The organism is Kocuria sp. CPCC 205231 (assembly GCF_040980965.1).
Taxonomy (GTDB): Bacteria; Actinomycetota; Actinomycetes; order Actinomycetales; family Micrococcaceae; genus Kocuria; species Kocuria rosea.
In genome coordinates this window covers 72,593-96,636 of record NZ_JAVKPP010000003.1, presented here as the reverse complement: position 1 = coordinate 96,636, position 24,044 = coordinate 72,593, and the positions used below count along the sequence as shown (strand labels likewise).

Genomic DNA, 24,044 nt, shown 5'->3' with positions numbered 1-24,044 from the left:
CGGGCCGGGACACACTTCCAGGAGATCAACAACCATGCCTACTCCCACCAAGGGACCCCGCCTCGGAGGCGGACCCGCGCACGAGCGCCTGATGCTGGCGAACCTGTCGCAGCAGCTGTTCGAGCACAAGCGCATCACCACCACCGTGACCAAGGCGAAGCGGATGCGTCCCTACGCCGAGCGCCTGATCACCTTCGCCAAGCGCGGTGACCTGGCCGCCCGCCGTCGCGTGCTGGCGCAGCTGACCGACAAGTCCGTGGTGCACGAGCTGTTCACCACCATCGCCTCGGCGATGGAGGACCGCAACGGCGGCTACACCCGCATCACCAAGATCGGCAACCGCAAGGGCGACAACGCCCCCATGGCGGTCATCGAGCTCGTGATGGAGCCCGTCGCGACCAAGGCCACCGTGGCCGAGGCCGAGCGCGCCACCGAGAAGGCCGCCCCGGCCCCCGCCGCCCCGGTCGACACCCCGGCGGACTCCACCGCCGGTGAGGTCGCCGCCGAGGAGATCCCCGCCGACGAGCAGGCCCCCGAGGTCGGCTCCGAGCAGGCCGCCGAGGTCGCCGCCGAGAACTCCGACGCCGAGTTCCCCGGTTCGCACGCCCCGCTCGAGTCCGGCGAGGCCCCCGAGGGCTTCGAGGTCAAGGGCAACAAGAACTCGATGAAGTACCACGTGCCCGGCTCGCGCTGGTACGCGGGCACCACCGCCGAGATCTGGTTCGACTCGCCGGCCAACGCCGAGGCCGCCGGCTTCCAGCCGGCCGGCGGCGCCGCCGCGCAGAAGCTGCGCTGACCGGACGACGCACGGACGGACACCGCGACGCCGCCGGGGACCTGGTCCCCGGCGGCGTCGTCGTGCCCGCCGCACCCCCCACCACCCCCTCCCAGGAGCTGACCATGAGCCCGTCCGATTCCCCCGTGCGCGTGCGGATCGACCTGGCCTACGACGGCGCGCCGTTCGCCGGGTGGGCCCGTCAGCCGGGCCTGCCCACCGTGCAGGGGGCCGTGGAGGACGCCCTCGCCGTGCTGGTCCGCCGGGACGTGCGGGTCGCGGTGGCCGGCCGGACGGACACCGGGGTGCACGCCCGCGGCCAGGTGGCGCACCTGGACCTGGCCCCCGCGGAGTGGACCGGTCTCGCCCGCGGCCGGGACGAGGACCCGGGACGGGCGCTCGAACGCCGCCTCACCGGGGCCCTGGCCCACGTCCTGGGCCGCAGCCGCCGCGCGCAGGGCCTGCCCGAGTGCCCGGGCGCGTTGGTGGTCCGCCGCGCGGGCGCCGCCCCCGCCGGCTTCGACGCCCGCTTCTCCGCCGTCTCCCGCCGCTACAGCTACCGGATCGACGACGGCGCGGCGGGCCGGGACCCGCTGACCCGGCACCTGACGTGGTGGTCGAAGGACGTGCTCGACGTCCCCGTCATGGCCCGGGCGGCGCAGGAGCTGGTGGGGCTGCACGACTTCCTGTCCTTCTGCCGCCCCCGGGAGGGCGCCACGACGGTGCGGGAGGTCCTGGACGTGTCCGTCGAGCGGGACCGGGACGGGCTCGTGCTGCTGGGCATCGAGGCGGACGCCTTCTGCCACCACATGGTCCGCTCGGTCGTGGGCGCGGCCGCCCGCGTGGGCGCGGGCCGCGAGGACCCCGACTGGCTCGGCCGCCGGCTCGCGGAGCGGGTCCGGGACGCCAAGGCGCTGATGGCCCCGCCGCACGGCCTCGTGCTCGAGGAGGTCCGCTATCCCGGGGACGCCGCCCTGGGGGAGCGGGCCGAGCGCACCCGGGCGCGGCGCGCCCCGCTCGGCGACCCCGCCCGCGAGGAGCTCCGAGGAGATCCCCGCGACGCTCCCGGGGCGCCCCGGCGCGGCGGAGCGTGAGCCTCCGCGGGCCCGGGCGCCCGCGGGGAGATTGACCGCCGCACCCTCCGGGTGTATGGCCCGAGTGGTCTTTGGCCGCTCCATCCGGTACCGTGGGGTGCTGTTGTGCGTGTCCCGCCTCGGTTCACGTGTACCCGGATCCGCTGTCCCGTTGCAGGACGCCTGGCGGTCCGGTGCACCGGGGTCTCGGGCACCGGATGCAGCTCGGCCCTCACCCGAGCCCCGGACGGCACACCGAGAAACGGCGTGATCCCAACTAGCGCCACCGAGATAACCCGAACGAAGGCAAACTAACGTGCGTACGTACACCCCGAAGCCCGGTGACATCCAGCGCCAGTGGCACGTCATCGATGCCACCGACGTCGTCCTGGGTCGCCTTGCCAGCCAGACCGCAACGCTGCTGCGCGGAAAGCACAAGCCGACCTTTGCTCCCCACGTGGACGCCGGTGATTTCGTCATCATCATCAACGCCGAGAAGGTGGCCCTGACCGGCTCCAAGCTCGAGAAGAAGCGGGCCTACCGCCACTCCGGCTACCCGGGCGGGCTCAAGTCCAGCTCCTACGCCGAGCTGCTGGAGAAGCACCCGGTCCGCGCCGTGGAGAAGGCCATCCGTGGCATGCTCCCGAAGAACAAGCTGGCCGCCCAGCAGATGTCCAAGCTCAAGGTCTACGCCGGCCCGGAGCACCCCCACGGTGCCCAGCAGCCGCAGACCTTCGAGTTCACCCAGGTCGCCCAGTAACCGGGCCTACGACAGAAACGAGCGAGGAAAATCGTGGCTCAGAATACTGAAGAGCAGAACATCGTGGACGGCGAGGAGCAGCTGAGCAGCTACACCTCCGAGTCCTCCCCCGCGGAGGAGACCGAGGCCGCCGCCGAGCGCCCGGCCCTCACCGTCTCCGGCCAGGCCGTCGGCCGCCGCAAGGAGGCCGTCGCCCGCGTGCGCGTCGTCCCCGGCTCCGGCCAGTGGACCGTCAACGGCCGCACCCTGGAGAACTACTTCCCGAACAAGCTGCACCAGCAGGAGGTCAACGACCCCTTCAAGGTGCTGGAGCTCGAGGGCGCCTACGACGTCATCGCCCGCATCCACGGCGGTGGCCCCTCCGGCCAGGCCGGTGCCCTGCGCCACGGCGTGGCGCGTGCCCTGAACGAGATCGACCTCGAGAACAACCGCCCGACCCTCAAGAAGGCCGGCTTCCTGACCCGCGACCCGCGCGTCATCGAGCGCAAGAAGGCCGGTCTCAAGAAGGCCCGCAAGGCTCCGCAGTACTCGAAGCGCTGATCGGAGGGCCTCCCGGCCCGCCCCCAGCGTCACGGACCCCGTCCGACCCGGTGCACACCGGTGTCGGACGGGGTCCCGTCGTTTCTGCCCGCCTGCCGGTGTCCGGGCCGCGGGGAACGTAGGATGGGGGCGATGTCTAGATTATTCGGAACGGACGGCGTGCGCGGGCTCGCGAACGACCTCCTCACAGCCAACATGACCCTGGACCTGGCCCAGGCGGCCGCGATCGTGCTCGGCCACGGCCACGCACGCGAGGGGCGGCGCCCCACGGCGGTCGTCGCCCGGGACGGGCGGGCCAGCGGGGAGTTCCTCAGCGCCGCCGTGACCGCGGGTCTCGCCGGCTCGGGCGTGGACGTCCACGACGCCGGGGTCCTGCCGACCCCCGCGCTGGCCTACCTGGTGGCGGACCTCGACGCCGACTTCGGCGTGATGATCTCCGCCTCGCACAACCCGGCCCCCGACAACGGGATCAAGTTCCTGGCCCACGGCGGGCGGAAGCTCCCGGACCGGGTGGAGGACGAGATCCAGCAGGTCTTCGAGTCCGGCGACTTCCGGCGCCCCACCGGCGCCGGGGTCGGGCGCATCCACCTGCTCACGGACGCCGAGGACCGCTACGTCCTGCACCTGGTGGGGGCCATCCCGCACCGGCTCGAGGGGATGCGCGTGGTCCTGGACTGCGCCAACGGCGCCGCCAGCGGGGTCTCGCCGGACGCCTTCCGCGGCGCGGGCGCCGAGGTGCACGTCATCGGCGCGGAGCCCGACGGCCTGAACATCAACGACGGCTGCGGCTCGACCCACCTGGAGCCCCTCCAGCGGGCCGTCGTCGAGCTCGGGGCCGACCTCGGGATCGCCCACGACGGCGACGCCGACCGCTGCCTCGCCGTGGACGCCACCGGCCGCGAGGTCGACGGGGACCAGATCATGGCGATCCTCGCCCTGGCGCTCAAGGACGCGGGCCGGCTCGTCGAGGACACGCTCGTGGCCACCGTGATGAGCAACCTCGGCCTCAAGCTGGCCCTGCGGGACGCGGGCATCGACGTGCGGGAGACCGCCGTGGGGGACCGCTACGTCCTCGAGACGATGACCGAGCACGGGTACAACCTGGGCGGCGAGCAGTCCGGCCACGTGATCATGTCCGACTACGCCACCACCGGCGACGGGCTGCTGACCGGGCTGATGCTGGCCTCGCGCGTGGCCCAGACCCGCGCACCGCTCGCGGAGCTGGCCCGCGTGATGACGCGGCTGCCGCAGGTGCTGCTCAACGTGCGCGGGGTGGACCGCACCGCGGTGGGCTCCAACCCCGGGGTGCAGGCGGCCGTCGCGGAGGTCGAGCAGCGCCTCGGCGAGACGGGCCGCGTGCTGCTGCGCCCCTCGGGGACCGAGCCGGTGGTCCGCGTGATGGTCGAGGCGGCCTCCGAGGAGATCGCCCGGGCCGAGACGGAGTTCCTCGCGTCCGTCGTGGAGCGCGAGCTGGCCCTCACCGTCTGAGCCGGTCCCGCCGGGCGCCGGAGGCCCGCACCGTGCGCACGGTGCGGGCCTCCGGCGTCCGGCGGGTCCGGCGGGACCGGGATCAGGTGCGTCGGCGCAGGGCGTCGCGGATCTCGGTGAGCAGCTGCACCTGGGCGTCGGCCTCCTCCTCGGTGGGATCGATGCCGAGCCGGCGGTTGCGGGCCTCGATCATCTTGTTCATCGGCAGCACGATGGCGAAGTACACGGCGGCGGCCACGAGCAGGAAGTTGACGAGCGCGGTGAGCAGCACGCCGAACCTGATGTCGTTGCCGTTGACGGTGAGCACCGCGAACGAGTCGAAGTTGGGCGAGCCGACCAGCGCGGAGATGAGCGGCATGAGCACCGCCTCGACCATGGCGTTGACGACCTGGGCGAACGCCGCGCCGATGATCACGGCGACGGCCAGGTCGAGCACGTTGCCCTTCATGATGAATTCCCGGAATCCCTTGAGCATGGCCACAGACTAGCCGGGCGCGGGTGGTCCGTAGTCCGGGGCCGGCGGCAGGCCGGAGAACTCCTCGAGCGTCGCGGCGCCCGAGCGCGCGAGCTCCTGGGCCCGCTCCGTCCCGAGGTAGCGCAGGTGCCACGGCTCGTACCAGTAGCCGGTGGTGCCGTGCTCGCCCCAGGGGTAGCGGACCACGAAGCCGTGCTCCGGCCCGTGCTCGGCCACCCACGCGGCGGTGGCCGTCCCGTCGAAGCACACGCGCAGGTCGCACCCGGAGCCCTCGCCGACGTCCACCGCCAGCCCGGTCTGGTGCTCCGAGTGACCCGGGCGGGCGGACGCCGTGTCGGCGGCCTCCGGGCCCTTCTGCGCCACCCACCCGGCGTACGTGCGGGACTGCTCGGTGAAGGAGCGGTAGCCCGACACGATCCGGACCGGCACGCCGTCCGCCCGGGCCGCGGCCAGCAGCGTGCGCGCCGCGGCGGCCGCCTCGGGGCGCAGCAGGTGCCCCTCGAGGTCCTCGAGGGCGGCGGGAGCCCAGTCCTGCGGGTCCAGGGGCCGCCGCTTGTTGACCACCACGGCGAGGGAGGCGGGGTCGTCCAGCTCCGGGCGCGGTCCCGGCCCCCGGCCGGTGGTGGGCGCCGGTGCCGGCGACGCCGTGCCGGAGGCGGACGCCGGCCCGGACGGGGACGCCGGAGCCGGCACGGACGCAGGACCGGACCCGGGCGGGGCGGGCGCGGCCGGTGCCGCGGTGGTGCCGGAGGGTTCCGGCGGGGCCGGGGGAGCGGCCCCGGGATCAGGTGCGCACCCGGCCACGAGCACCGCGGCGGCGAGCAGGAGGGCGCCGGCGCGCAGGGCGTCCATCAGTTCTTGCGCAGCAGCACGCGCCGGATCGAGTGGTCGGAGTCCTTGGAGAGGATCAGCCGGGCGCGGCCGCGCGTCGGCTGCACGTTCTCGATCAGGTTGGGCTCGTTGATCCGCCGCCAGATGCCGGTGGCGGTGGCCACGGCCTTCTCGTCGGAGAGGTCGGCGTAGCGGTGGAAGTAGGAGCCGGGGTCGGCGAACGCGGAGGAGCGCAGGGCCTGGAACCGCTCCACGTACCAGCGCTCGATGTCCGCGGGCCGGGCGTCCACGTAGATCGAGAAGTCGAAGAAGTCGCTCAGGGCGAGGGCGGCCCGGTCCCCGGGGCCCACCTTGGCGGGGGCGAGCACGTTGAGCCCCTCGATGATGACCACGTCCGGGCGGGTCACCACGACCTCCTCGCCGGGCAGGATGTCGTAGCTGTGGTGCGAGTACTTGGGCGCCCGCACCTCGGGGGCGCCCGACTTGATCTTGGCGACGAAGCGCAGCAGGGCGCGGCGGTCGTAGGACTCCGGGAAGCCCTTGCGGTCCATGAGCCCGCGGCGCTGCAGCTCCGCGTTGGGGTACAGGAAACCGTCGGTGGTGATGAGCTGCACGTGGGGGGTGGACGGCCACCGGGACAGCAGCTCGCGCAGGAGGCGGGCCGTGGTGGACTTGCCGGCGGCCACGGAGCCGGCGATGCCGATCACGAACGGGGTCCGGGCGTGCTCCTCGCCGAGGAACGCGTTGGTCGAGGCGTTGAGCCGGTTCGACGACTCGTCGTAGAGGGTCAGCAGCCGCGAGATGGGGAGGTACACCTCGCGGACCTCCGCGACGTCGAGCCGGTCGCCGAGGCCGCGCAGGTTCTCGATCTCCCGAGAGGTGAGGGGAACGTCGATCTCGTGGGAGAGTCTCGACCAGGTCTGCCGGTCGAGCTCCACGAAGGGCGAGGCGCGTTCGCTCAGCGTAGATGCGGTCATCGACCACAGTCTAGACCGCACCCCGGCGCCCGAGGTGTACCGGAGACAGGCCCCGTACCCGGGTGTAGATTTGGTCTCGATCCGGTATTCGCCGTGAGAGAACTCACAGCAGTGCACGGCGCGTGCGCTCCGCCGGTGGAGGACCACCCCGCTCGAGAGTCAGGACAGGACCATGGCGACGGCAACGACCTCAGAGACCACAGCACCGGCGGGAGGGCGGTCGACGGCGGCCCGCGCGCACGTGCAGCGCTTCGGCACGTTCCTCTCGGGGATGATCATGCCCAACATCGGGGCGTTCATCGCCTGGGGGCTGATCACCGCGTTCTTCATCGAGGCGGGCTTCACCCCCTTCGGCCCGCTGGGCGGGTTCGGCGAGAACGCCGAGGGCGAGCCGTACACGGGCCTGGTCGGCCCGATGATCACCTACCTCCTGCCGCTGCTGATCGCCTACACGGGCGGGCGGATGGTCTACGACGTCCGCGGCGGCGTGGTCGGGGCGATCGCCACGATGGGCGTGATCGTGGGCACCGACATCCCCATGTTCATCGGGGCGATGCTCATGGGCCCGCTGACCGCGTGGGTGATGAAGAAGGTCGACGCCATCTGGGACGGGAAGATCAAGCCCGGCTTCGAGATGCTCGTGAACAACTTCTCCGCCGGCATCCTGGCCGCGGCCATGGCCATCTTCGGCTTCTTCCTGATCGGCCCCGCCGTGCTGGCCTTCTCCAACGCGGCCGCCTCGGCGGTGGACTTCCTGGTCACCCGGGGGCTGCTGCCGCTGACCTCGATCCTCATCGAGCCCGCGAAGGTGCTGTTCCTCAACAACGCGATCAACCACGGCATCCTCACCCCCCTGGGCACCGCCCAGGCCCTGGAGGAGGGCAAGTCGATCCTCTTCCTGCTCGAGGCCAACCCCGGCCCCGGTCTGGGCATCCTGCTGGCCTACACGGTCTTCGGCCGCGGCGCCGCGCGCGCCTCGGCTCCCGGCGCGGCCCTGATCCACTTCGTGGGCGGCATCCACGAGATCTACTTCCCGTACGTGCTGATGAAGCCGGCGCTGATCCTGGCGGCGATCGCGGGAGGCATGACGGGCATCTTCACGCTGACCCTCTTCGACGCGGGCCTGCGCGCCCCGGCCGCCCCGGGCTCGATCATCGCGATCTTCGCCCAGGCCACCACCGACAGCTACGTGGGCGTGGCCCTCGCGGTGACGGCCGCGACCGCCGTGTCCTTCTTCGTGGCCTCGATCATCCTCAAGGCCTCCAAGGACAAGGGCGAGGGAGACCTCACCGAGGCCACCTCCCGGATGGAGGGGATGAAGGGCAAGAAGAGCTCCGTGTCCTCCGCGATCGTCGGCACCAGCGGCGGCGCGGACACCGGCGGGACCCCCGCCCGTGAGCTGGCCGACGGCGGACCGGTGCAGCGCATCGTGTTCGCGTGCGACGCCGGCATGGGCTCCTCCGCGATGGGCGCCTCCGTGCTGCGGAACAAGGTCAAGGCGGCCGGGTTCGCCGACGTCAAGGTCACCAACGCGGCGATCGCCAACCTCACCGACGACTTCGACATCGTGGTCACCCACCAGGACCTGGCCACGCGGGCCCGGCCGAAGGTGCCCAGCGCCGCGGTGGTGACCGTCGACAACTTCATGGGCAGCCCCCGCTACGACGAGATCGTCGAGGCCGTGCAGCAGCGCAACGGCGCCGCCGTCCCGGCGGGCGGCGGCGCGGCGGCGGCCACGGCCGGCGGCGGGGGAGCGGCCTCCGGCGGCGACACCGTGGCCGCGGACCCGGGCGAGGGCGCCGGGACGTCCGGGGACGCCACCATCCTCACCAGGGACCGGATCGTCATGGACGGCGGCGCGCGCAACGCCGCGCAGGCCATCGACGAGGCCGGCGGCCTGCTGGTGGCGGCCGGTGCCGTGACCGACGCGTACGTGGCCTCCATGCACGAGCGCGAGGAGTCGGTGTCCACCTTCATGGGCAACGGCCTGGCCATCCCGCACGGCACCAACCAGGCGAAGGACAGCATCCGCTCCTCGGCCCTGTCGGTCGTGCGCTACCCCGAGGGCCTGGACTGGAACGGCAAGCCCGTCACCTGGGTGATCGGCATCGCCGGCAAGGACAACGAGCACCTCGCGATCCTCTCCCGGGTCGCGAAGATCTTCGGCAACAAGGAGAAGGTGCGCCAGCTGGACGAGGCGAGGACCGCCGACGAAGTGCTCGACCTGCTGGGGAAGGTGAACGACTGATGAAGTGCGTCCACTTCGGGGCGGGCAACATCGGCCGCGGCTTCGTCGGCCTGCTCATGCACCGCTCGGGCTACGAGGTCGTGTTCGCCGACGTGGCGGCCCCGCTGATCGACGCGCTGGCGTCGACCCCCAGCTACACCGTCCACGAGGTCGGCGCCGGCTCCCGCGACACGGTCGTCGAGGGGTACCGGGCGCTCAACTCGGCGGACGCCCCGGAGTCCGTGGTCGCCGAGATCGCCACGGCGGACGTGGTCACCACGGCCGTGGGCGCGCACATCCTCAAGTTCGTGGCGCCGCTCGTGGCGCGCGGCATCGCCGCGCGCCCGGACGGCGCATCCCCCGTGGCGGTCATGGCGTGCGAGAACGCCCTGTCCGCCACGGACCTGCTCGCCGAGGCCGTCCGCGCCGAGTACGGCGGCGAGGACCTCGACCGCCGGGCGGTGTTCGCCAACACCGCCGTCGACCGGATCGTGCCCCAGCAGGACGGCGGCGGGCTCGACGTGGTCGTGGAGCAGTTCCACGAGTGGGTCATCGACCGCACCCCGTTCGCGGGGGGCGAGCCGGCCATCGAGGGGGCGACCTACGTCGACGACCTCGTGCCCTACATCGAGCGCAAGCTGTTCACGGTCAACACCGGCCACGCCGCGTGCGCGTACTTCGGCTACCGGGCCGGCCGGCACCGCATCGCGGAGGCGATCGCCGACCCCGGGATCCGGGAACGGGTCGCGGCAGCGCTCGCGGAGACGCAGGCGCTGCTCGTGGCGAAGCACGGGTTCGACGAGCAGGAGCACGGACGCTACGTCGCGAAGATCCTCGACCGCTTCGCCAACGAGCACCTCCCCGACACCGTCGAGCGCGTGGGCCGCGCCCCGCTGCGCAAGCTCGGCCGGCACGAGCGGTTCGTGGGCCCGGCCGCCGAGCTGGCCGAACGGGGCCTCGGCACCGACGGCCTGCAGGCGGCCGTGGGGGCCGCCCTGCGCTTCGACCCCGCCGACGACCCGGAGGCCGTCCGGCTGGGCGAGCTCCTCGACACGCTGGAGCCGGCCGACGCCGTCCGGGAGATCACGGGGCTGGACGCCGAGCACCCGCTCTTCCCGCCGCTGGAGGCGCTGGTGGCCGGCGCCGCCCGGGAGCGCCGGGGCTGACCGGGCCCCACGGAAGGGCCCACAGGCGGGCCGGGCCGTGTCCCCAGAAGAGGCGGGAACACGGCCCGGCCCGCCGGGTCCGGTGCGCCCGGGCGGGCGAGATCCATGCGGTACTGTGAAGCGCATGTGTGGAATTGTTGGATATGTGGGCCCCTCCTCCCAGCGCTCGGACGAGTCCGGGCACGACGCCCTGGACGTCCTCGTCGAGGGCCTCCGGCGCCTCGAGTACCGCGGCTACGACTCGGCGGGCGTGGCCGTCGTCGCGGACGGCACCGTCGGCTTCCGCAAGAAGGCCGGCAAGCTGCTCAACCTCGAGCAGGAGCTGCGCGACAGCCCGCTGCCCCGCTCCACCACCGGCATCGGGCACACCCGCTGGGCCACGCACGGCGGACCGTCGGACGTCAACGCCCACCCGCACGTCGTCGACGGCGGCCGGCTCGCCGTGATCCACAACGGCATCATCGAGAACTTCGCCGAGATCAAGCGCGAGCTCGTCGAGAAGGGGCACGAGTTCCTCTCGGAGACCGACACCGAGGTCGCCGCCGTGCTCCTGGCCGACACCTACAACGACCTCGGCGACCAGGACCTCACCGCGGCCATGCAGGTCGCGTGCCGCCGGCTCGAGGGCGCGTTCACGCTCCTCGCCGTGCACGTCGACCACCCCGGCCGCGTGGTCGCCGCCCGCCGCAACTCGCCGCTGGTGCTCGGGCTGGGCGAGGGCGAGAACTTCCTCGGCTCCGACGTCTCCGGGTTCATCGACTACACCCGCAGCGCCGTGGAGCTGGGCCAGGACCAGGTCGTGTCCATCACGGCCGACGACTACGAGATCACCGACTTCCACGGCAACCGCGCCGACGGCAAGCCCTTCCAGGTGCTGTGGGACGCGGCCGCCGCCGAGAAGGGCGGCTTCCCGTCCTTCATGGAGAAGGAGATCAACGAGCAGCCCGCCGCCGTGGAGCAGACCCTCATGGGCCGCACCGACCCGGACGGGAACCTGGTCCTCGACGAGCTCAAGATCGACGAGGCGGTGCTCCGCGCCGTGGACAAGATCGTCGTCGTGGCCTGCGGCACGGCCGCCTACGCGGGACAGGTCGCCCGGTACGCGATCGAGCACTGGTGCCGGATCCCCACCGAGGTCGAGCTCGCCCACGAGTTCCGCTACCGGGACCCGATCGTCAACGAGCGGACCCTGGTGGTCGCGCTGTCCCAGTCCGGCGAGACCATGGACACCCTCATGGCGGTCCGGCACGCCCAGGAGCAGGGGGCCAAGGTCGTGGCGATCTGCAACACCAACGGCTCCACGATCCCGCGCGAGGCCGACGCCGCGCTCTACACGCACGCCGGCCCGGAGATCGCCGTCGCCTCGACCAAGGCGTTCCTGGCCCAGATCACCGCCGCCTACCTCCTGGGCCTCTACCTGGCCCAGCTGCGCGGCAACAAGTACAAGGACGAGATCGGGCAGATCCTCGCCGAGCTCGAGGCCATGCCGGCCAAGATCCAGCAGGTCATCGACGCCCAGGCCGGGGTCAAGGAGCTCGCGCAGTCCATGAAGGACGCCTCGTCCGTGCTCTTCCTGGGCCGCCACGTCGGCTTCCCGGTGGCCCTCGAGGGCGCGCTCAAGCTCAAGGAGATCGCGTACATCCACGCCGAGGGCTTCGCCGCCGGCGAGCTCAAGCACGGGCCGATCGCCCTCATCGAGGAGGGCCAGCCGGTGTTCGTCATCGTCCCCTCCCCGCGCGGGCGGGACTCCCTCCACGCGAAGGTGGTCTCCAACATCCAGGAGATCCGCGCCCGCGGGGCCGTGACCATCGTCATCGCGGAGGAGGGGGACGAGGCCGTCGCCGACTACGCGAACCACATCTTCCGCGTGCCGCAGTCCCCGGTGCTGCTCCAGCCGCTGCTGACCACCGTCCCGCTGCAGATCTTCGCGTGCGAGCTGGCCACGGCGAAGGGCTACGACGTGGACCAGCCCCGCAACCTCGCGAAGTCCGTCACCGTCGAGTAGCCCGCGCCCGCCGCAGCACCGGCCCGCCGCCCCGGATCCTCCCGGGCGGCGGGCCGGCGGTCGTTAGGCTGGGGACCATGATCATCGGCACCGGCATCGACGTGGTGGACATCGCCCGCTTCGAGGAGCAGATCGCCCGCACCCCCGGCCTCGTGGCCCGGCTGTTCACCCCGCTCGAGCGGGACCTGCACGTGCGCTCGCTCGCCGCGCGCTTCGCCGCCAAGGAGGCGGCGGCCAAGGCGCTCAAGGCCCCGCCCGGGATGATCTGGCAGCACTGCTGGATCGAGAAGGACCCCTCCGGCGCCCCGCAGCTGTGCACCGAGGGAACGGTGGCGGAGGAGGCGCGCCGGCAGGGCATCGACCGGTGGCACCTCACCATGACGCACGACGGCGGGATCGCCATGGCCATGGTCATCGCCGAGCGCACCGGGGACGGGGGGCCGGCGTGATCCCCGCCTGGACCGGCGCGCAGGTGCGCTCGGCCGAGACGCCCTTCCTCGACCGCGGGGAGGGCCTCTCACTGATGCGCCGGGCCGCCCACGGCCTGGCCCTCGTCTGCGCACAGCGCCTGCGCGGGCGCCGGGAGCGGGTCGCCGGCGCCCGCGTGGTCGTGCTCGCCGGCACCGGCAACAACGGCGGGGACGGGCTGTGGGCGGGGGCGGAGCTGGCGGGCCGCGGCGCCTCCGTGCTCGCCGTGGCGGTCGGCGACCGGCTGCACCCCGGGGGCGCCGCGGCCCTCGGGGCCGCCGGCGGTCGGGTGCTGCGCGCCGGGGACGGCGGGCCCGCCCTCGAGGAGGCGGCCGAGCACGTGCTCCGTGCCGACCTCGTGCTCGACGCCGTACTGGGCACCGGTGCCCGGGGCGGGCTGCGCGGGCCGGCGGCGGAGCTCGTCCGCGCGCTCCTGGACCGGTGGCCCCCGGAGGGGGCCCCCGCGGTCGTGGCGTGCGACGTCCCCTCGGGCGTCTCGGCGGACACGGGTGCGGTGGCCGGGCCGGTCCTGGCCGCGGACGTCACCGTGACGTTCGGCGGGGCCAAGGCCGGGCTGTTCCTGCCGCCGGGGGACCGGTGGTGCGGCGAGGTGCGGACCGTGCCCCTCGGGATCGAGCACGCCCTGCCCGCCCCCGCGCTGCGGCGCCTGGAGCCCGACGACGTCGCGGCGCTGTGGCCGCGGCCGGGGGCGGCCTCCCACAAGTACTCCCGGGGCGTGGTGGGCGTCGTGGCCGGCTCCCCGACCTACCCCGGGGCGGCGCTGATGTGCACGCGCGCCGCCGTGGACGCCGGCGCCGGCATGGTCCGCCACCTCGGCGACGCCGCCACCCGCTCCCTGGTGTGCCTGACCAGCCCCGAAGTGGTCGCCTCCGAGGACCACCCCGACGACGTCCACGTCCAGGCGTGGGTCGTGGGCCCCGGCGCGGTGGGCGACGCGGCCCAGGAGTCCCGGATCGGCGCCGTGCTCGCGGGCCCGATCCCCGCCGTCGTCGACGCCGGCGCCCTCGACGCGGCGGCCCGGGCGGCCGCCGACGGCGCCCTCGGCCCGGGGAAGGTCCTCACCCCGCACGCCGGGGAGCTCGAGCAGGTGCTCGCCTGGCTCGCCGCCCTCGGCGGCGGCGGGCAGGCGCCGGACCGGGCGGCGATCGAGGCCGAGCCCGCCCGGTGGGCGCGCGCGGCCGCGGAGGCGACCGGCGCCGTCGTCGTCCTCAAGGGCGCCACCACCCTGGTCGCGTCCCCCGGAGGGGCGCTGCTCTCCCAGGCCGACGGCAGCCCGTGGCTGGCGACCGCGGGCAGCGGGGACACCCTCGCGGGGATCATGGGCGCGGCGCTCGCGGGCAGCGCCGAGGACCCTGACGCGTTCGCCGCCGCGGGGGACTGGGCCCGCGGGGACGCCCGCCGCGCGGTGGCCGCCGCCCTCGCCGTGGCCGTGCACGGCTACGCCTCCCGGGTGGAGGGCCTCGGCCCCGTGCCCCCCACGGCGCTGTCCGCGAACGTGCGCACGGTCCTGCGCCGGGACCGCTGAGCCGGCGGTCCCGGCCCCGGCGGACCGCCCCGGGGACACGGGCGCCTCCGGTCCGGGCTAAGATCGATCCCACTTGCCCCAACACCCAGCCCGCTGACGGTGACCCCTGCCCGGCGGTACGACAGGAGATCCCCCATGGAAGTCTGGCCAGGTCAGCCCTATCCCCTCGGAGCCACCTTCGACGGGACCGGCACGAACTTCGCCCTCTTCAGCGAGGGCGCCGAGAAGGTCGAGCTGTGCTTGTTCGACGAGCTCGGCACCGAGACCCGCGTCGACGTCGCGGCCCAGGACAGCTACGTCTGGCACTGCTACCTCCCGACCGTCCAGCCCGGGCAGCGCTACGGCTACCGCGTGCACGGACCGTGGAACCCCGCCGAGGGCCAGCGCTTCAACTCCGCCAAGCTGCTGCTCGACCCCTACGCGAAGGCCGTCTCCGGCCAGATCGACTGGGACCAGGCGCTGTTCTCCTACGACTTCGGCGACGAGGACTCGTTCAACGACGAGGACTCCGCCCCCCACATGATGATGGGCGTGGTGATCAACCCGTTCTTCAACTGGGAGGGCGACCGCACCCCCCGCACGCCGTACCACAAGTCGGTGATCTACGAGGCCCACGTCAAGGGCCTCACCCAGCAGCACCCCGAGGTGCCGGAGGAGCAGCGCGGCACGTACGCCGGCGTGGCCCACCCCGCGGTGATCACGCACCTGCAGAAGCTGGGGGTCACGGCCATCGAGCTGATGCCCGTGCACCAGTTCGTGCAGGACAGCACCCTGCTCGACCAGGGGCTGCGCAACTACTGGGGCTACAACACCATCGGGTTCTTCGCCCCGCACAACGAGTACCACTCCACCAACGACCTCGGCGGCCAGGTCCAGGAGTTCAAGGCCATGGTGCGCGCCCTGCACCAGGCCGACATCGAGGTGATCCTCGACGTGGTGTACAACCACACGGCCGAGGGCAACCACATGGGCCCCACGCTGTCCATGAAGGGCATCGACAACCAGGCCTACTACCGGACGGTGGAGGGCGACCAGAAGTTCTACATGGACTACACGGGCACCGGCAACACCCTCAACGTCCGCCACCCCCACTCGCTGCAGCTCATCATGGACTCCCTGCGCTACTGGGTGACCGAGATGCACGTGGACGGCTTCCGCTTCGACCTCGCCTCCGCCCTGGCCCGCGAGTTCTACGACGTGGACAAGCTGGCCACGTTCTTCGAGCTCGTCCAGCAGGACCCGGTCGTGTCCCAGGTGAAGCTCATCGCCGAGCCGTGGGACGTGGGCCCCGGCGGCTACCAGGTGGGCAACTTCCCGCCCCAGTGGACGGAGTGGAACGGGAAGTACCGGGACACCGTGCGCGACTTCTGGCGCGGGGAGCCCGCGACCCTCGGCGAGTTCGCCTCCCGGATCACCGGCTCGGCGGACCTCTACGAGCACAGCGGCCGCCGGCCGTTCGCCTCGATCAACTTCGTCACCGCCCACGACGGCTTCACGCTGCGGGACCTGGTCTCCTACAACGAGAAGCACAACGAGGCCAACGGCGAGGGCAACAACGACGGCGAGTCCCACAACCGCTCCTGGAACTGCGGCGTGGAGGGCCCCACCGACGATCCCGAGGTGCTGGCCCTGCGCTCCCGCCAGCAGCGCAACTACCTCGCGACGCTGCTGCTGTCCCAGGGCACGCCCATGGTGCTGCACGGCGACGAGCTGGGCCGCACGCAGGACGGCAACAACAACACGTACTGCCAGGACAACGAGCTGTCGTGGATCAACTGGGACACCATGGACGGCCCGCTCACCGAGTTCGTCGCCGCCGTGACCCACCTGCGCCACGACCACCCGTCCTTCCGGCGCTCGGAGTTCTTCGACGGCCGTCCCGTCGAGATGGACGCGGACGACACCGGCCGCCCGATGCCCGACATCGCGTGGCTGACCACGGACGGCGCGCCGCTGAAGCCCGCCGACTGGGACGAGCCCCTGTCCCGGTCCTTCGGGATGTGGCTCAACGGCAACGGCATCGCCGGCGTGGACATGCGCGGGCGGCCCATCACGGACGTGAACTTCATCGTGTACTTCAACTCCAACCCGGAGCCCGTGAAGGTCAAGCTCCCGCCGGTGCGCTACGGCCGGCAGTGGGAGGAGGTCATCGACACCGCGGGCAAGTACGCCGACGGCCAGATCCGCAAGGCCCGCACCTCGATCACCCTGGACGGCAAGTCCATGGTCGTGCTGCGCGCCTACGAGGCCCCCGAGGAGGAGCCCGACGCGTCGGTCGCCGCCTCCGTGGCCGCGTACGCGAAGACGCCGCAGGACCAGTGAGCTGACGGCCCCGGCAGGCTGTCGACCCGGACACGGGTCGACAGCCTGCTGGCGTTTCCGGGGCCGGGCCGACAGACTGGTGCGGTGCGCACACCTATCTCGACCTACCGACTCCAGATCACCTCCGACCTGACGCTCGACCGCGCCGCGGGGCTCGTGGACTACCTCCACGACCTCGGCGCGGACTGGGTCTACCTGTCGCCGATCCTCCGGGCCGTCGACGGCTCCGACCACGGCTACGACGTCGCGTCCCCCGCCGAGGTGGACCCCGTCCGGGGCGGCGCCGCCGGGCTCAAGGCGCTCGCCGACGCCGCCCACGCCCGCGGCATGGGCGTGCTGGTGGACATCGTCCCCAACCACCAGGGCGTCGCCGCCCCGGAGCAGAACCCCTGGTGGTGGTCGCTGCTCGCGCAGGGCCAGGCCTCGCCGTACGCGAAGGCCTTCGACGTCGAGTGGGCGTCCGGCGGCGGCCGGGTGCTGATCCCCGTGCTGGGCGACGGCGACGATGAGCTCGCGCAGCTGCGGGTCGAGGACGGCACGCTGCGCTACTACGACAACGTCTACCCGCTGGCCGAGGGCACCTGGGCGGAGGGCGACGACCCGCAGGACGTCCACGACCGGCAGCACTACGAGCTGGTGAACTGGCGCCGCGGCGACGCCGAGCTCAACTACCGCCGGTTCTTCACCGTCGCCACGCTCGCGGGCGTGCGCGTCGAGGACCCGGAGGTCTTCGAGGAGTCCCACGCGGAGATCAAGCGGTGGATCGACGAGGGCCTCGTCGACGGCCTGCGCATCGACCACCCCGACGGGCTGCGCGACCCGCGGCAGTACCTCGAGCAGCTGAAGGAGCTCACGGGCGGCGCCTACGTCGTCGTCGAGAAGATCCTCGAGCCCGGCGAGCGGCTGCCCCGCGACTGGGCCACCGCGGGCACCACCGGCTACGACGCCCTCGGCGTGATCGACCGGCTGCTCACCGACCCGGCCGGGGAGTACGCGCTCACCAGCCTGGACGCCCGGCTGCGGGGCGGGGAGCCCGTGCACTGGGACGAGATGATCCACGGCACCAAGCGCGCCATGGCCGACGGCGCGCTGCTGGCCGAGGTCCGGCGCCTCGCCCGCCTCGTGCCCGAGGACGCCGGCCTGGACCGGGCCGTCGCCGAGGACGCCCTGGCGGAGATCCTCGCGAACTTCCCCGTCTACCGCAGCTACCTGCCCGAGGGCGCCGAGCACCTGCGGGCTGCCCTCGACGCCGCCCGGGAGCAGCGCCCGGACCTCGCCGGCGCGATCGGGACCCTGGGCGGGCTGCTCGGGGTCGACGCCACGGACGAGGCCGGGCTCGGGGAGCTCGCCCGCCGCTTCCAGCAGACCTCCGGGATGGTGATGGCCAAGGGCGTCGAGGACACCGCGTTCTACCGCTTCCCCCGCCTGACCTCGCTGACCGAGGTGGGCGGCGACCCGTCGCACTTCGCCGTGACCCCCGAGGAGGCGCACGCCGAGCTCGCCCGCCGGGCCGCCGAGGAGCCCCTCGCGATGACGACGCTGTCCACGCACGACACCAAGCGCTCCGAGGCGGTGCGGGCACGGATCACCGTGCTCGCCGAGGCGGGGGAGCAGTGGGCCGGCGTGGTCGGCACCGTCAAGAAGCTCGCCGAGCAGGCCGGGGCCCTCGTGGGCGACGGCCCGCTCGTGAATCTCGTGCTCCAGGCCGTGGTGGGCGCCTGGCCCATCTCGCAGGAGCGCGTGCTGGACTACGCCCTCAAGGCCGCTCGCGAGGCCGGCAACTCCACCGCCTGGGTCGACGGGGACGCCGGGTTCGAGCAGCGGCTCACCCGGTTCGTCGAGCTCGTCCACCACGACCCGCAGATGCGGGCCGTCGTCGAGGGCTTCGCCGAGCACGTCACCGCGGCCGGCTGGGCGAACGGGCTCGCCGCCAAGCTCGTCCAGCTCACGATGCCCGGCGTCCCGGACGTCTACCAGGGCTCCGAGCTGTGGGCGGAGTCCCTCGTGGACCCGGACAACCGCCGTCCCGTCGACTTCGGGGCCCGGGCCGCCGGGCTCGCCCGGCTGGACACCCCCGTGGGCGGCACCGCCGACGGGATCCCCGCCGTGGGACCGGACGGCGCGGCCAAGCTGCTCGTCACCAGCCGCGCCCTGCGGCTGCGCCGGGACCATCCCGAGCTGTTCACCGGCTACACCCCGCTGACCGCGTCCGGCCCGCTGGCCGGGCACGTGTTCGCGTTCGACCGCGGCGGCGCCGTGACCGTGGCCACCCGCCTGCCCCTCGGCCTCGCCGCCGCGGGCGGCTTCGACGGCGAGACCCTCGAGCTGCCCGCGGGCGGGTTCGAGGACCTGCTGACCCGCCGCACGCACTCGGGCACCGTGGCGCTGTCCCGGCTGCTCGCCGACTACCCCGTGGCGCTGCTGCGCCGGAAGGACTCCTGAGCCCCATGAACACCCGCGAGCACCTGAACCGCTTCGACGTCTGGGCCCCGCACGCCAGGACGGTGACCGTGCGGATCGAGGGCGACGACCACGACATGATCCCCGCCGCGGACCTGCCCGAGGACTCCCCGGCGGGCACGGCGGCACGCCGCGACGGCTGGTGGACCCTGCCCGACGGCGCGGACGTCCCCGAGGGCACCGTGCGCTACGGCTACCTCCTGGGCAAGACCTTCGACGAGGGCACGGCGCAGGAGCGCTCGCAGGTCTCCGAGGTCCTGCCGGACCCGCGCTCCCGCCGCCAGCCGCAGGGCGTGCACGACCTCTCCTGCACGTTCGAGCCCTCCGCGCACCGGTGGGGGGACGCCGCGTGGACCGGGCGGACCCTGGCCGGGTCCGTCGTCTACGAGCTGCACCCCGGCACGTTCACCCCGGAGGGCACCCTCGACTCGGCGGTCGAGCGGCTCGACCACCTCGTGGAGCTCGGCGTGGACTTCGTGGAGCTGCTGCCCGTCAACGGCTTCAACGGCGAGCACAACTGGGGCTACGACGGTGTCCTCTGGTACACCGTGGACGAGTCCTACGGCGGGCCCGCGGCCTACCAGCGCTTCGTGGACGCGTGCCACCAGCGCGGGATCGGCGTGATCCAGGACGTCGTCTACAACCACCTGGGCCCGTCCGGGAACTACCTGCCCCTGTTCGCCGACTACTTCAAGCCCGGCTCCAGCACCTGGGGCGACCTCATCAACCTCGACGGCTGGGGCTCGGACGGCGTGCGGGACTACATCCTCGACAACGTCGAGATGTGGCTGCGCGACTACCACGTGGACGGGTTCCGCCTCGACGCGGTGCACGCCCTGCAGGACCACCGGGCCGTGCACATCCTCGAGGAGATCGCCGAGCTCGTGGAGCGCGTGGGCGTGGAGACCGGCAAGCCCCTGTTCACCGTCGCGGAGTCCGACCTCAACGACCACCGGATGATCACGCCGACCACGGCCCACGGCCTCGGCATGACCGGGCAGTGGCTCGACGACTTCCACCACGCCGCGCACGTCGCCCTGACCGGGGAGACGCAGGGCTACTACGCCGACTTCGCCGCCCTCGGCACCCTCGACAAGGTGATGCGGGACGCGTTCTACCACGACGGCACCATGTCGGTGTTCCGCGGCCGCCACCACGGGCGGCCGGTCGACAAGCAGCGGGTGCGCCCGTGGCAGTTCGTCACGTGCATCCAGAACCACGACCAGATCGGCAACCGCGCCGCGGGGGACCGGATCAGCGCGAGCCTCACGCCGGACCAGCTCGTGCTGGGCGCCGCACTGCTCCTCACCCAGCCGTTCACCCCCATGCTGTTCATGGGGGAGGAGTGGGGCGCGTCCACGCCGTGGCAGTTCTTCACCGCCCACCCCGAGCCCGAGCTCGGGGAGGCCGTGGCCAAGGGCCGCAAGGCGGAGTTCGCGTCCATGGGCTGGGACGAGGACACGGTCCCGGACCCCCAGGACCCGAGCACGTTCACGAACTCGAAGCTCGACTGGGACGAGCTCGGCCGGGACGACCACGCCCGGGTGCTGAGCGCCTACCGCGAGCTCATCGCGCTGCGGCGCGCCGTGCCCGAGCTCACCGACCCGCGCTTCGACACGATCGGCACCGACCTCGACGAGGACGCCCGCTGGTTCGTGCTGCGCCGTGCCACGGCCCCGGGCTCCGACCACGGGGTCGCGGTGCTGCTGAACTTCGGCGCCGGGCCCGCGCAGGTGCCCTTCCCCGGCCGCCCGGACGCCGAGGTGCTCTACCGCTCCGGCGACGTGTCGCTGACCGCGGGCTCCGGCGGCGGCGGCGTCGCCGCGCTGCCCGCCCACGGCGCCGCCGTGGTGCGCTACTGAGCCCTCTCCGCCGTCCACCGAACGACCTCCCCGACCCTCGAAAGGCCCCCGTGCGCACCTACGGACCCGACGTCCCCTACCTCCCGGCCGACGACCGCTACGAGACCATGCCCTTCCGCCGCGTGGGCGACTCCGGGCTGAAGCTGCCCGTGATCTCGCTCGGGCTGTGGCACAACTTCGGCGACGACAAGCCGCTCGCCACCCAGCGCGCCACGCTGCGCCGGGCCTTCGACCTCGGCGTGACCCACTTCGATCTCGCCAACAACTACGGCCCGCCGGCCGGCGCCGCGGAACTGAACTTCGGGCGGATCCTGGCGCAGGACCTCGCGCCGTACCGGGACGAGCTCGTGATCTCCTCCAAGGCCGGCTGGACCATGGGCCCGGGCCCGTACCACTTCGGCGGCTCCCGGAAGTACCTCGTGTCCTCCCTGGACCAGTCCCTGCAACGGATGGGCCTGGACCACGTGGACATCTTCTACCACCACCGCCCGGACCCGGACACCCCGCTCGAGGAGACGATGCGGGCCCTCGACCACATCGTGCGCTCCGGGCGGGCCCTGTACGTGGGGATCTCCTCCTACAACGCCGAGCTGACCCTGCGCGCCCAGCAGATCATGCGGGAGCTGGGCACGCCGCTGCTGATCCACCAGCCGTCCTACTCGATGCTCAACCGGTGGATCGAGTCCCCCGGACCGTCGGGGACCTCCCTGCTGGGCGCCCTGACGGAGACGGGGATGGGCTCGATCGTGTTCTCCCCCCTGGCCCAGGGCATGCTCACGGACCGGTACCTGGACGGCGTCCCGGAGGGCTCCCGGGCCGCCGCGGAGAAGTCCCTGAACCCGGAGTGGCTGACCGGCACGACCCTGGAGAAGGTCCGCGGTCTGCACGAGATCGCCGCCGCCCGCGGGCAGAGCCTGGCCCAGATGGCGATCGCGTGGGTGCTGCGCGAGCAGGCGGACGGCCAGGTCACCACCGCGCTCGTCGGCGCGTCCTCGCCGCAGCAGCTCGAGGACAGCGTGGGCGCCGTGCACCACCTCTCCTTCACCCCGGAGGAGCTGGAGTCGATCGACCGGCTGGCCACGGACTCCGACATCAACATCTGGGCGGGCGCCCGCGACTCCAAGACCGCGTGAGCGGCGGGGCCCGGTAGCCGTGGAGGCCTCGCAGTACCTCGCCCTGCTCGGGCTGTGGATCGCAGGGATCGTCGCCCCCGGCCCGGACGTCCTGGTGATCCTGCGCAACGCGTCGCTGGGCTCCCGGGCAGCCGGCGTGCTCACCGCGGTGGGGGTGATGACCGGCAACCTCGTGTGGATCACGCTCTCCCTCACCGGGGTGACCGTCCTGATCGGCCAGGCGGACACGCTCCAGCGACTGATCCAGGTGGCCGGGGCGCTGTTCCTCGGCTGGCTGGGCGTGAGCGGGATCCGGGCGGGTCTCGCCGCCCGGGCCGTGCCGGACCGGGTGCCGAGCGCGGCGGGCGGAGGGCCCGGCAGCGTCCCGGGGGAGCCGCAGGCCCCGCCGGGGCGCTCCGTCACCCCCGGCCGGGCCTTCGTGCTCGGACTCGTGACGAACCTCTCGAACGCGAAGGCCATCATCTTCTTCGTGGCGCTGTTCGCCAACGTGGTCCCCGTGGGCGCGCTGTGGTGGGAGGCGGCCCTGGTCTTCGCGCTGCTCGTGGCCGTGGGCCTCGCCTGGTTCACCGCGGTCGCGTGGGTCGGCTCGGTCGAGCGGCTGGCCGCGGGCTTCCGGCGGCACGGGGCGGCCGTGGAGCTCGCCGCCGGCGTGCTGTTCCTCGTGCTGGCCCTCGGCCTGCTGCTCAGTGCGCTGTGAGCCCGCCGGCCGGCCCCGGGGCCGAACCCGCCCGCGGCGGGCACTAGACTGGAGCGCTGGGTCCTGCCCGGCCGGGCGCCGGGGACGGGACCCAGACGACCAGACAAAGGAGTCCCGTGTCCCACCATCCCATTCGCGTGGCCGTCGCCGGTGTCGGCAACTGCGCCTCCTCGCTGATCCAGGGCGTGCACTTCTACGCCGACGCCGACCCGGCCGCCACCGTGCCGGGGCTGATGCACGTGGTCTTCGGCGACTACCACGTGTCCGACATCGAGTTCGTGGCCGCCTTCGACGTCGACGCCGCCAAGGTCGGGTACGACCTCTCCGAGGCGATCGGCGCCGGGCAGAACAACACCCTGGTCTTCGCCGACGTCCCGCCCTCCGGGGTCACCGTCCAGCGCGGGCCCACCCTGGACGGACTCGGGTCCTACTACCGGGAGATGGTCCAGGAGTCGGCCGCCGAGCCCGTGGACGTGGCCCAGGCCCTGAAGGACGCGCAGGTGGACGTGCTGGTGTCCTACCTGCCGGTGGGCTCGGAGGAGGCCGACCGGTTCTACGCCCAGGCCGCGATCGACGCCGGGGTGGCCTTCGTCAACGCGCTGCCCGTGTTCATCGCCTCCACCGACGAGTGGGCGCAGAAGTTCACCGACGCCGGAGTGCCGATCGTGGGCGACGACATCAAGTCCCAGATCGGGGCGACGATCACCCACCGGGTGCTGGCGAAGCTGTTCGAGGACCGCGGCTACGTGCTGGACCGGACGTATCAGCTCAACGTGGGCGGGAACATGGACTTCATGAACATGCTCGAGCGCACCCGGCTGGAGTCCAAGAAGATCTCCAAGACCCAGGCGGTGACCTCCAACGTCCAGCGGGAGTTCGGCACGCGCGACGTGCACATCGGGCCCTCGGACCACGTGCCGTGGCTGGAGGACCGGAAGTTCGCCTTCGTGCGCCTGGAGGGCCACGGCTTCGGCAACGCCCCGATCTCCCTGGAGTACAAGCTGGAGGTGTGGGACTCCCCGAACTCGGCCGGGGTGATCATCGACGCGATCCGGGCCGCGAAGATCGGGGCGGACCGCGGGATCGGGGGCCCGCTCACCTCCGCGTCGGCGTACTTCATGAAGTCCCCGCACCTGCAGCTGCCCGACGACGTGGCCAGGGCGGACCTGGAGGCCTTCATCCGCGGCGACCGCGAGCGCTGAGCCCGCCGCCCCCGGAGCACGGGACCCCCGCACCGTT

General features: G+C 73.0%; 19 protein-coding genes. 16 read left to right on the top strand and 3 right to left on the bottom strand.

Going from position 1 to position 24,044, the window contains the following annotated elements:
* The first annotated feature begins 34 nt into the window (after positions 1-34).
* From rplQ to glmM, 5 genes are all read left to right on the top strand, one after another.
* Positions 35-796: a 50S ribosomal protein L17 gene (gene rplQ, locus RF640_RS03675; protein WP_368826655.1), complete on the top strand. Its 762-nt coding sequence runs from the start codon at positions 35-37 to the stop codon at positions 794-796.
* Between the two features lie 104 nt (positions 797-900).
* Complete coding sequence (locus tag RF640_RS03670; protein ID WP_368826653.1) at positions 901-1,869, top strand: tRNA pseudouridine(38-40) synthase TruA; 969 nt, start codon at positions 901-903, stop codon at positions 1,867-1,869.
* Between the two features lie 295 nt (positions 1,870-2,164).
* Complete coding sequence (gene rplM, locus RF640_RS03665; RefSeq protein WP_017833326.1) at positions 2,165-2,608, top strand: 50S ribosomal protein L13; 444 nt, start codon at positions 2,165-2,167, stop codon at positions 2,606-2,608.
* Between the two features lie 33 nt (positions 2,609-2,641).
* Positions 2,642-3,148: a 30S ribosomal protein S9 gene (gene rpsI / locus RF640_RS03660; RefSeq protein ID WP_031282957.1), complete on the top strand. Its 507-nt coding sequence runs from the start codon at positions 2,642-2,644 to the stop codon at positions 3,146-3,148.
* 132 nt (positions 3,149-3,280) lie between these two features.
* Positions 3,281-4,636 (top strand): phosphoglucosamine mutase, encoded by a 1,356-nt coding sequence (gene glmM / locus RF640_RS03655; protein WP_031282958.1) that lies wholly within the window; start codon positions 3,281-3,283, stop codon positions 4,634-4,636.
* Between the two features lie 82 nt (positions 4,637-4,718).
* On the opposite strand, the gene mscL is transcribed toward glmM, so the two are convergent.
* Genes mscL through coaA form a run of 3 tightly spaced genes read right to left on the bottom strand, consistent with a single transcriptional unit; the run spans position 4,719 to position 6,919 of the window.
* The gene (gene mscL, locus RF640_RS03650) at positions 4,719-5,111 is read right to left on the bottom strand and encodes a large conductance mechanosensitive channel protein MscL (protein ID WP_109268113.1); all 393 of its coding nucleotides are present in this window, start codon (positions 5,109-5,111) and stop codon (positions 4,719-4,721) included.
* A gap of 9 nt (positions 5,112-5,120) precedes the next feature.
* Positions 5,121-5,963: a M15 family metallopeptidase gene (locus tag RF640_RS03645; RefSeq protein ID WP_176337770.1), complete on the bottom strand. Its 843-nt coding sequence runs from the start codon at positions 5,961-5,963 to the stop codon at positions 5,121-5,123.
* A complete protein-coding gene (gene coaA, locus RF640_RS03640) occupies positions 5,963-6,919 on the bottom strand; it encodes a type I pantothenate kinase (RefSeq protein WP_031282962.1) in 957 nt (318 codons plus the stop codon). The genes RF640_RS03645 and coaA overlap by 1 nt, the downstream gene beginning before the upstream one ends.
* Positions 6,920-7,091: 172 nt before the next feature.
* Here coaA and RF640_RS03635 point away from each other — a divergent pair, with 172 nt between their 5' ends.
* The 11 genes from RF640_RS03635 (at position 7,092) to RF640_RS03585 (ending at position 24,007) form a co-directional block, all read left to right on the top strand.
* Positions 7,092-9,167 (top strand): PTS mannitol transporter subunit IICBA, encoded by a 2,076-nt coding sequence (locus RF640_RS03635; protein ID WP_031282963.1) that lies wholly within the window; start codon positions 7,092-7,094, stop codon positions 9,165-9,167.
* Positions 9,167-10,312, top strand: coding sequence for a mannitol-1-phosphate 5-dehydrogenase (locus RF640_RS03630; RefSeq protein WP_368826649.1), 1,146 nt, complete (start codon positions 9,167-9,169; stop codon positions 10,310-10,312). Before RF640_RS03635 ends, RF640_RS03630 begins: the two co-directional genes overlap by 1 nt.
* A 124-nt stretch (positions 10,313-10,436) precedes the next feature.
* On the top strand, positions 10,437-12,317 hold the full coding sequence (gene glmS / locus RF640_RS03625; protein WP_368826647.1) for a glutamine--fructose-6-phosphate transaminase (isomerizing): 1,881 nt from the start codon (positions 10,437-10,439) through the stop codon (positions 12,315-12,317).
* 77 nt (positions 12,318-12,394) lie between these two features.
* The gene (locus RF640_RS03620; protein ID WP_368820383.1) at positions 12,395-12,766 is read left to right on the top strand and encodes a holo-ACP synthase; all 372 of its coding nucleotides are present in this window, start codon (positions 12,395-12,397) and stop codon (positions 12,764-12,766) included.
* The gene (locus tag RF640_RS03615) at positions 12,763-14,331 is read left to right on the top strand and encodes an NAD(P)H-hydrate epimerase (RefSeq protein WP_368826645.1); all 1,569 of its coding nucleotides are present in this window, start codon (positions 12,763-12,765) and stop codon (positions 14,329-14,331) included. Before RF640_RS03620 ends, RF640_RS03615 begins: the two co-directional genes overlap by 4 nt.
* Before the next feature lie 135 nt (positions 14,332-14,466).
* A complete protein-coding gene (gene glgX / locus RF640_RS03610) occupies positions 14,467-16,653 on the top strand; it encodes a glycogen debranching protein GlgX (protein WP_368826643.1) in 2,187 nt (728 codons plus the stop codon).
* Between the two features lie 84 nt (positions 16,654-16,737).
* Positions 16,738-19,095 carry a malto-oligosyltrehalose synthase gene (gene treY, locus RF640_RS03605; RefSeq protein WP_095650578.1) on the top strand — a complete coding sequence of 786 codons (2,358 nt, stop codon included), beginning with the start codon at positions 16,738-16,740 and terminating at the stop codon, positions 19,093-19,095.
* 5 nt (positions 19,096-19,100) lie between these two features.
* A complete protein-coding gene (gene treZ / locus RF640_RS03600; protein WP_095650577.1) occupies positions 19,101-20,975 on the top strand; it encodes a malto-oligosyltrehalose trehalohydrolase in 1,875 nt (624 codons plus the stop codon).
* Between the two features lie 107 nt (positions 20,976-21,082).
* Positions 21,083-22,108 (top strand): aldo/keto reductase, encoded by a 1,026-nt coding sequence (locus tag RF640_RS03595; protein WP_051063761.1) that lies wholly within the window; start codon positions 21,083-21,085, stop codon positions 22,106-22,108.
* A gap of 19 nt (positions 22,109-22,127) precedes the next feature.
* The gene (locus RF640_RS03590; RefSeq protein WP_095650576.1) at positions 22,128-22,805 is read left to right on the top strand and encodes a LysE family translocator; all 678 of its coding nucleotides are present in this window, start codon (positions 22,128-22,130) and stop codon (positions 22,803-22,805) included.
* A gap of 116 nt (positions 22,806-22,921) precedes the next feature.
* On the top strand, positions 22,922-24,007 hold the full coding sequence (locus RF640_RS03585) for an inositol-3-phosphate synthase (RefSeq protein WP_368826640.1): 1,086 nt from the start codon (positions 22,922-22,924) through the stop codon (positions 24,005-24,007).
* The last annotated feature ends 37 nt before the right edge of the window (positions 24,008-24,044 follow it).

Coding starts and splice junctions, on each gene's coding strand:
- glmM (WP_031282958.1), top strand. CDS start 3,281: ATGTCTAGATTATTCGGAACGGACGGCGTGCGCGGGCTCGCGAACGAC.
- RF640_RS03620 (WP_368820383.1), top strand. CDS start 12,395: ATGATCATCGGCACCGGCATCGACGTGGTGGACATCGCCCGCTTCGAG.
- mscL (WP_109268113.1), bottom strand. CDS start 5,111: ATGCTCAAGGGATTCCGGGAATTCATCATGAAGGGCAACGTGCTCGAC.
- glmS (WP_368826647.1), top strand. CDS start 10,437: ATGTGTGGAATTGTTGGATATGTGGGCCCCTCCTCCCAGCGCTCGGAC.
- glgX (WP_368826643.1), top strand. CDS start 14,467: ATGGAAGTCTGGCCAGGTCAGCCCTATCCCCTCGGAGCCACCTTCGAC.
- coaA (WP_031282962.1), bottom strand. CDS start 6,919: ATGACCGCATCTACGCTGAGCGAACGCGCCTCGCCCTTCGTGGAGCTC.
- treZ (WP_095650577.1), top strand. CDS start 19,101: ATGAACACCCGCGAGCACCTGAACCGCTTCGACGTCTGGGCCCCGCAC.
- rplQ (WP_368826655.1), top strand. CDS start 35: ATGCCTACTCCCACCAAGGGACCCCGCCTCGGAGGCGGACCCGCGCAC.
- RF640_RS03635 (WP_031282963.1), top strand. CDS start 7,092: ATGGCGACGGCAACGACCTCAGAGACCACAGCACCGGCGGGAGGGCGG.
- RF640_RS03670 (WP_368826653.1), top strand. CDS start 901: ATGAGCCCGTCCGATTCCCCCGTGCGCGTGCGGATCGACCTGGCCTAC.
- RF640_RS03645 (WP_176337770.1), bottom strand. CDS start 5,963: ATGGACGCCCTGCGCGCCGGCGCCCTCCTGCTCGCCGCCGCGGTGCTC.
- RF640_RS03630 (WP_368826649.1), top strand. CDS start 9,167: ATGAAGTGCGTCCACTTCGGGGCGGGCAACATCGGCCGCGGCTTCGTC.
- RF640_RS03595 (WP_051063761.1), top strand. CDS start 21,083: ATGCCCTTCCGCCGCGTGGGCGACTCCGGGCTGAAGCTGCCCGTGATC.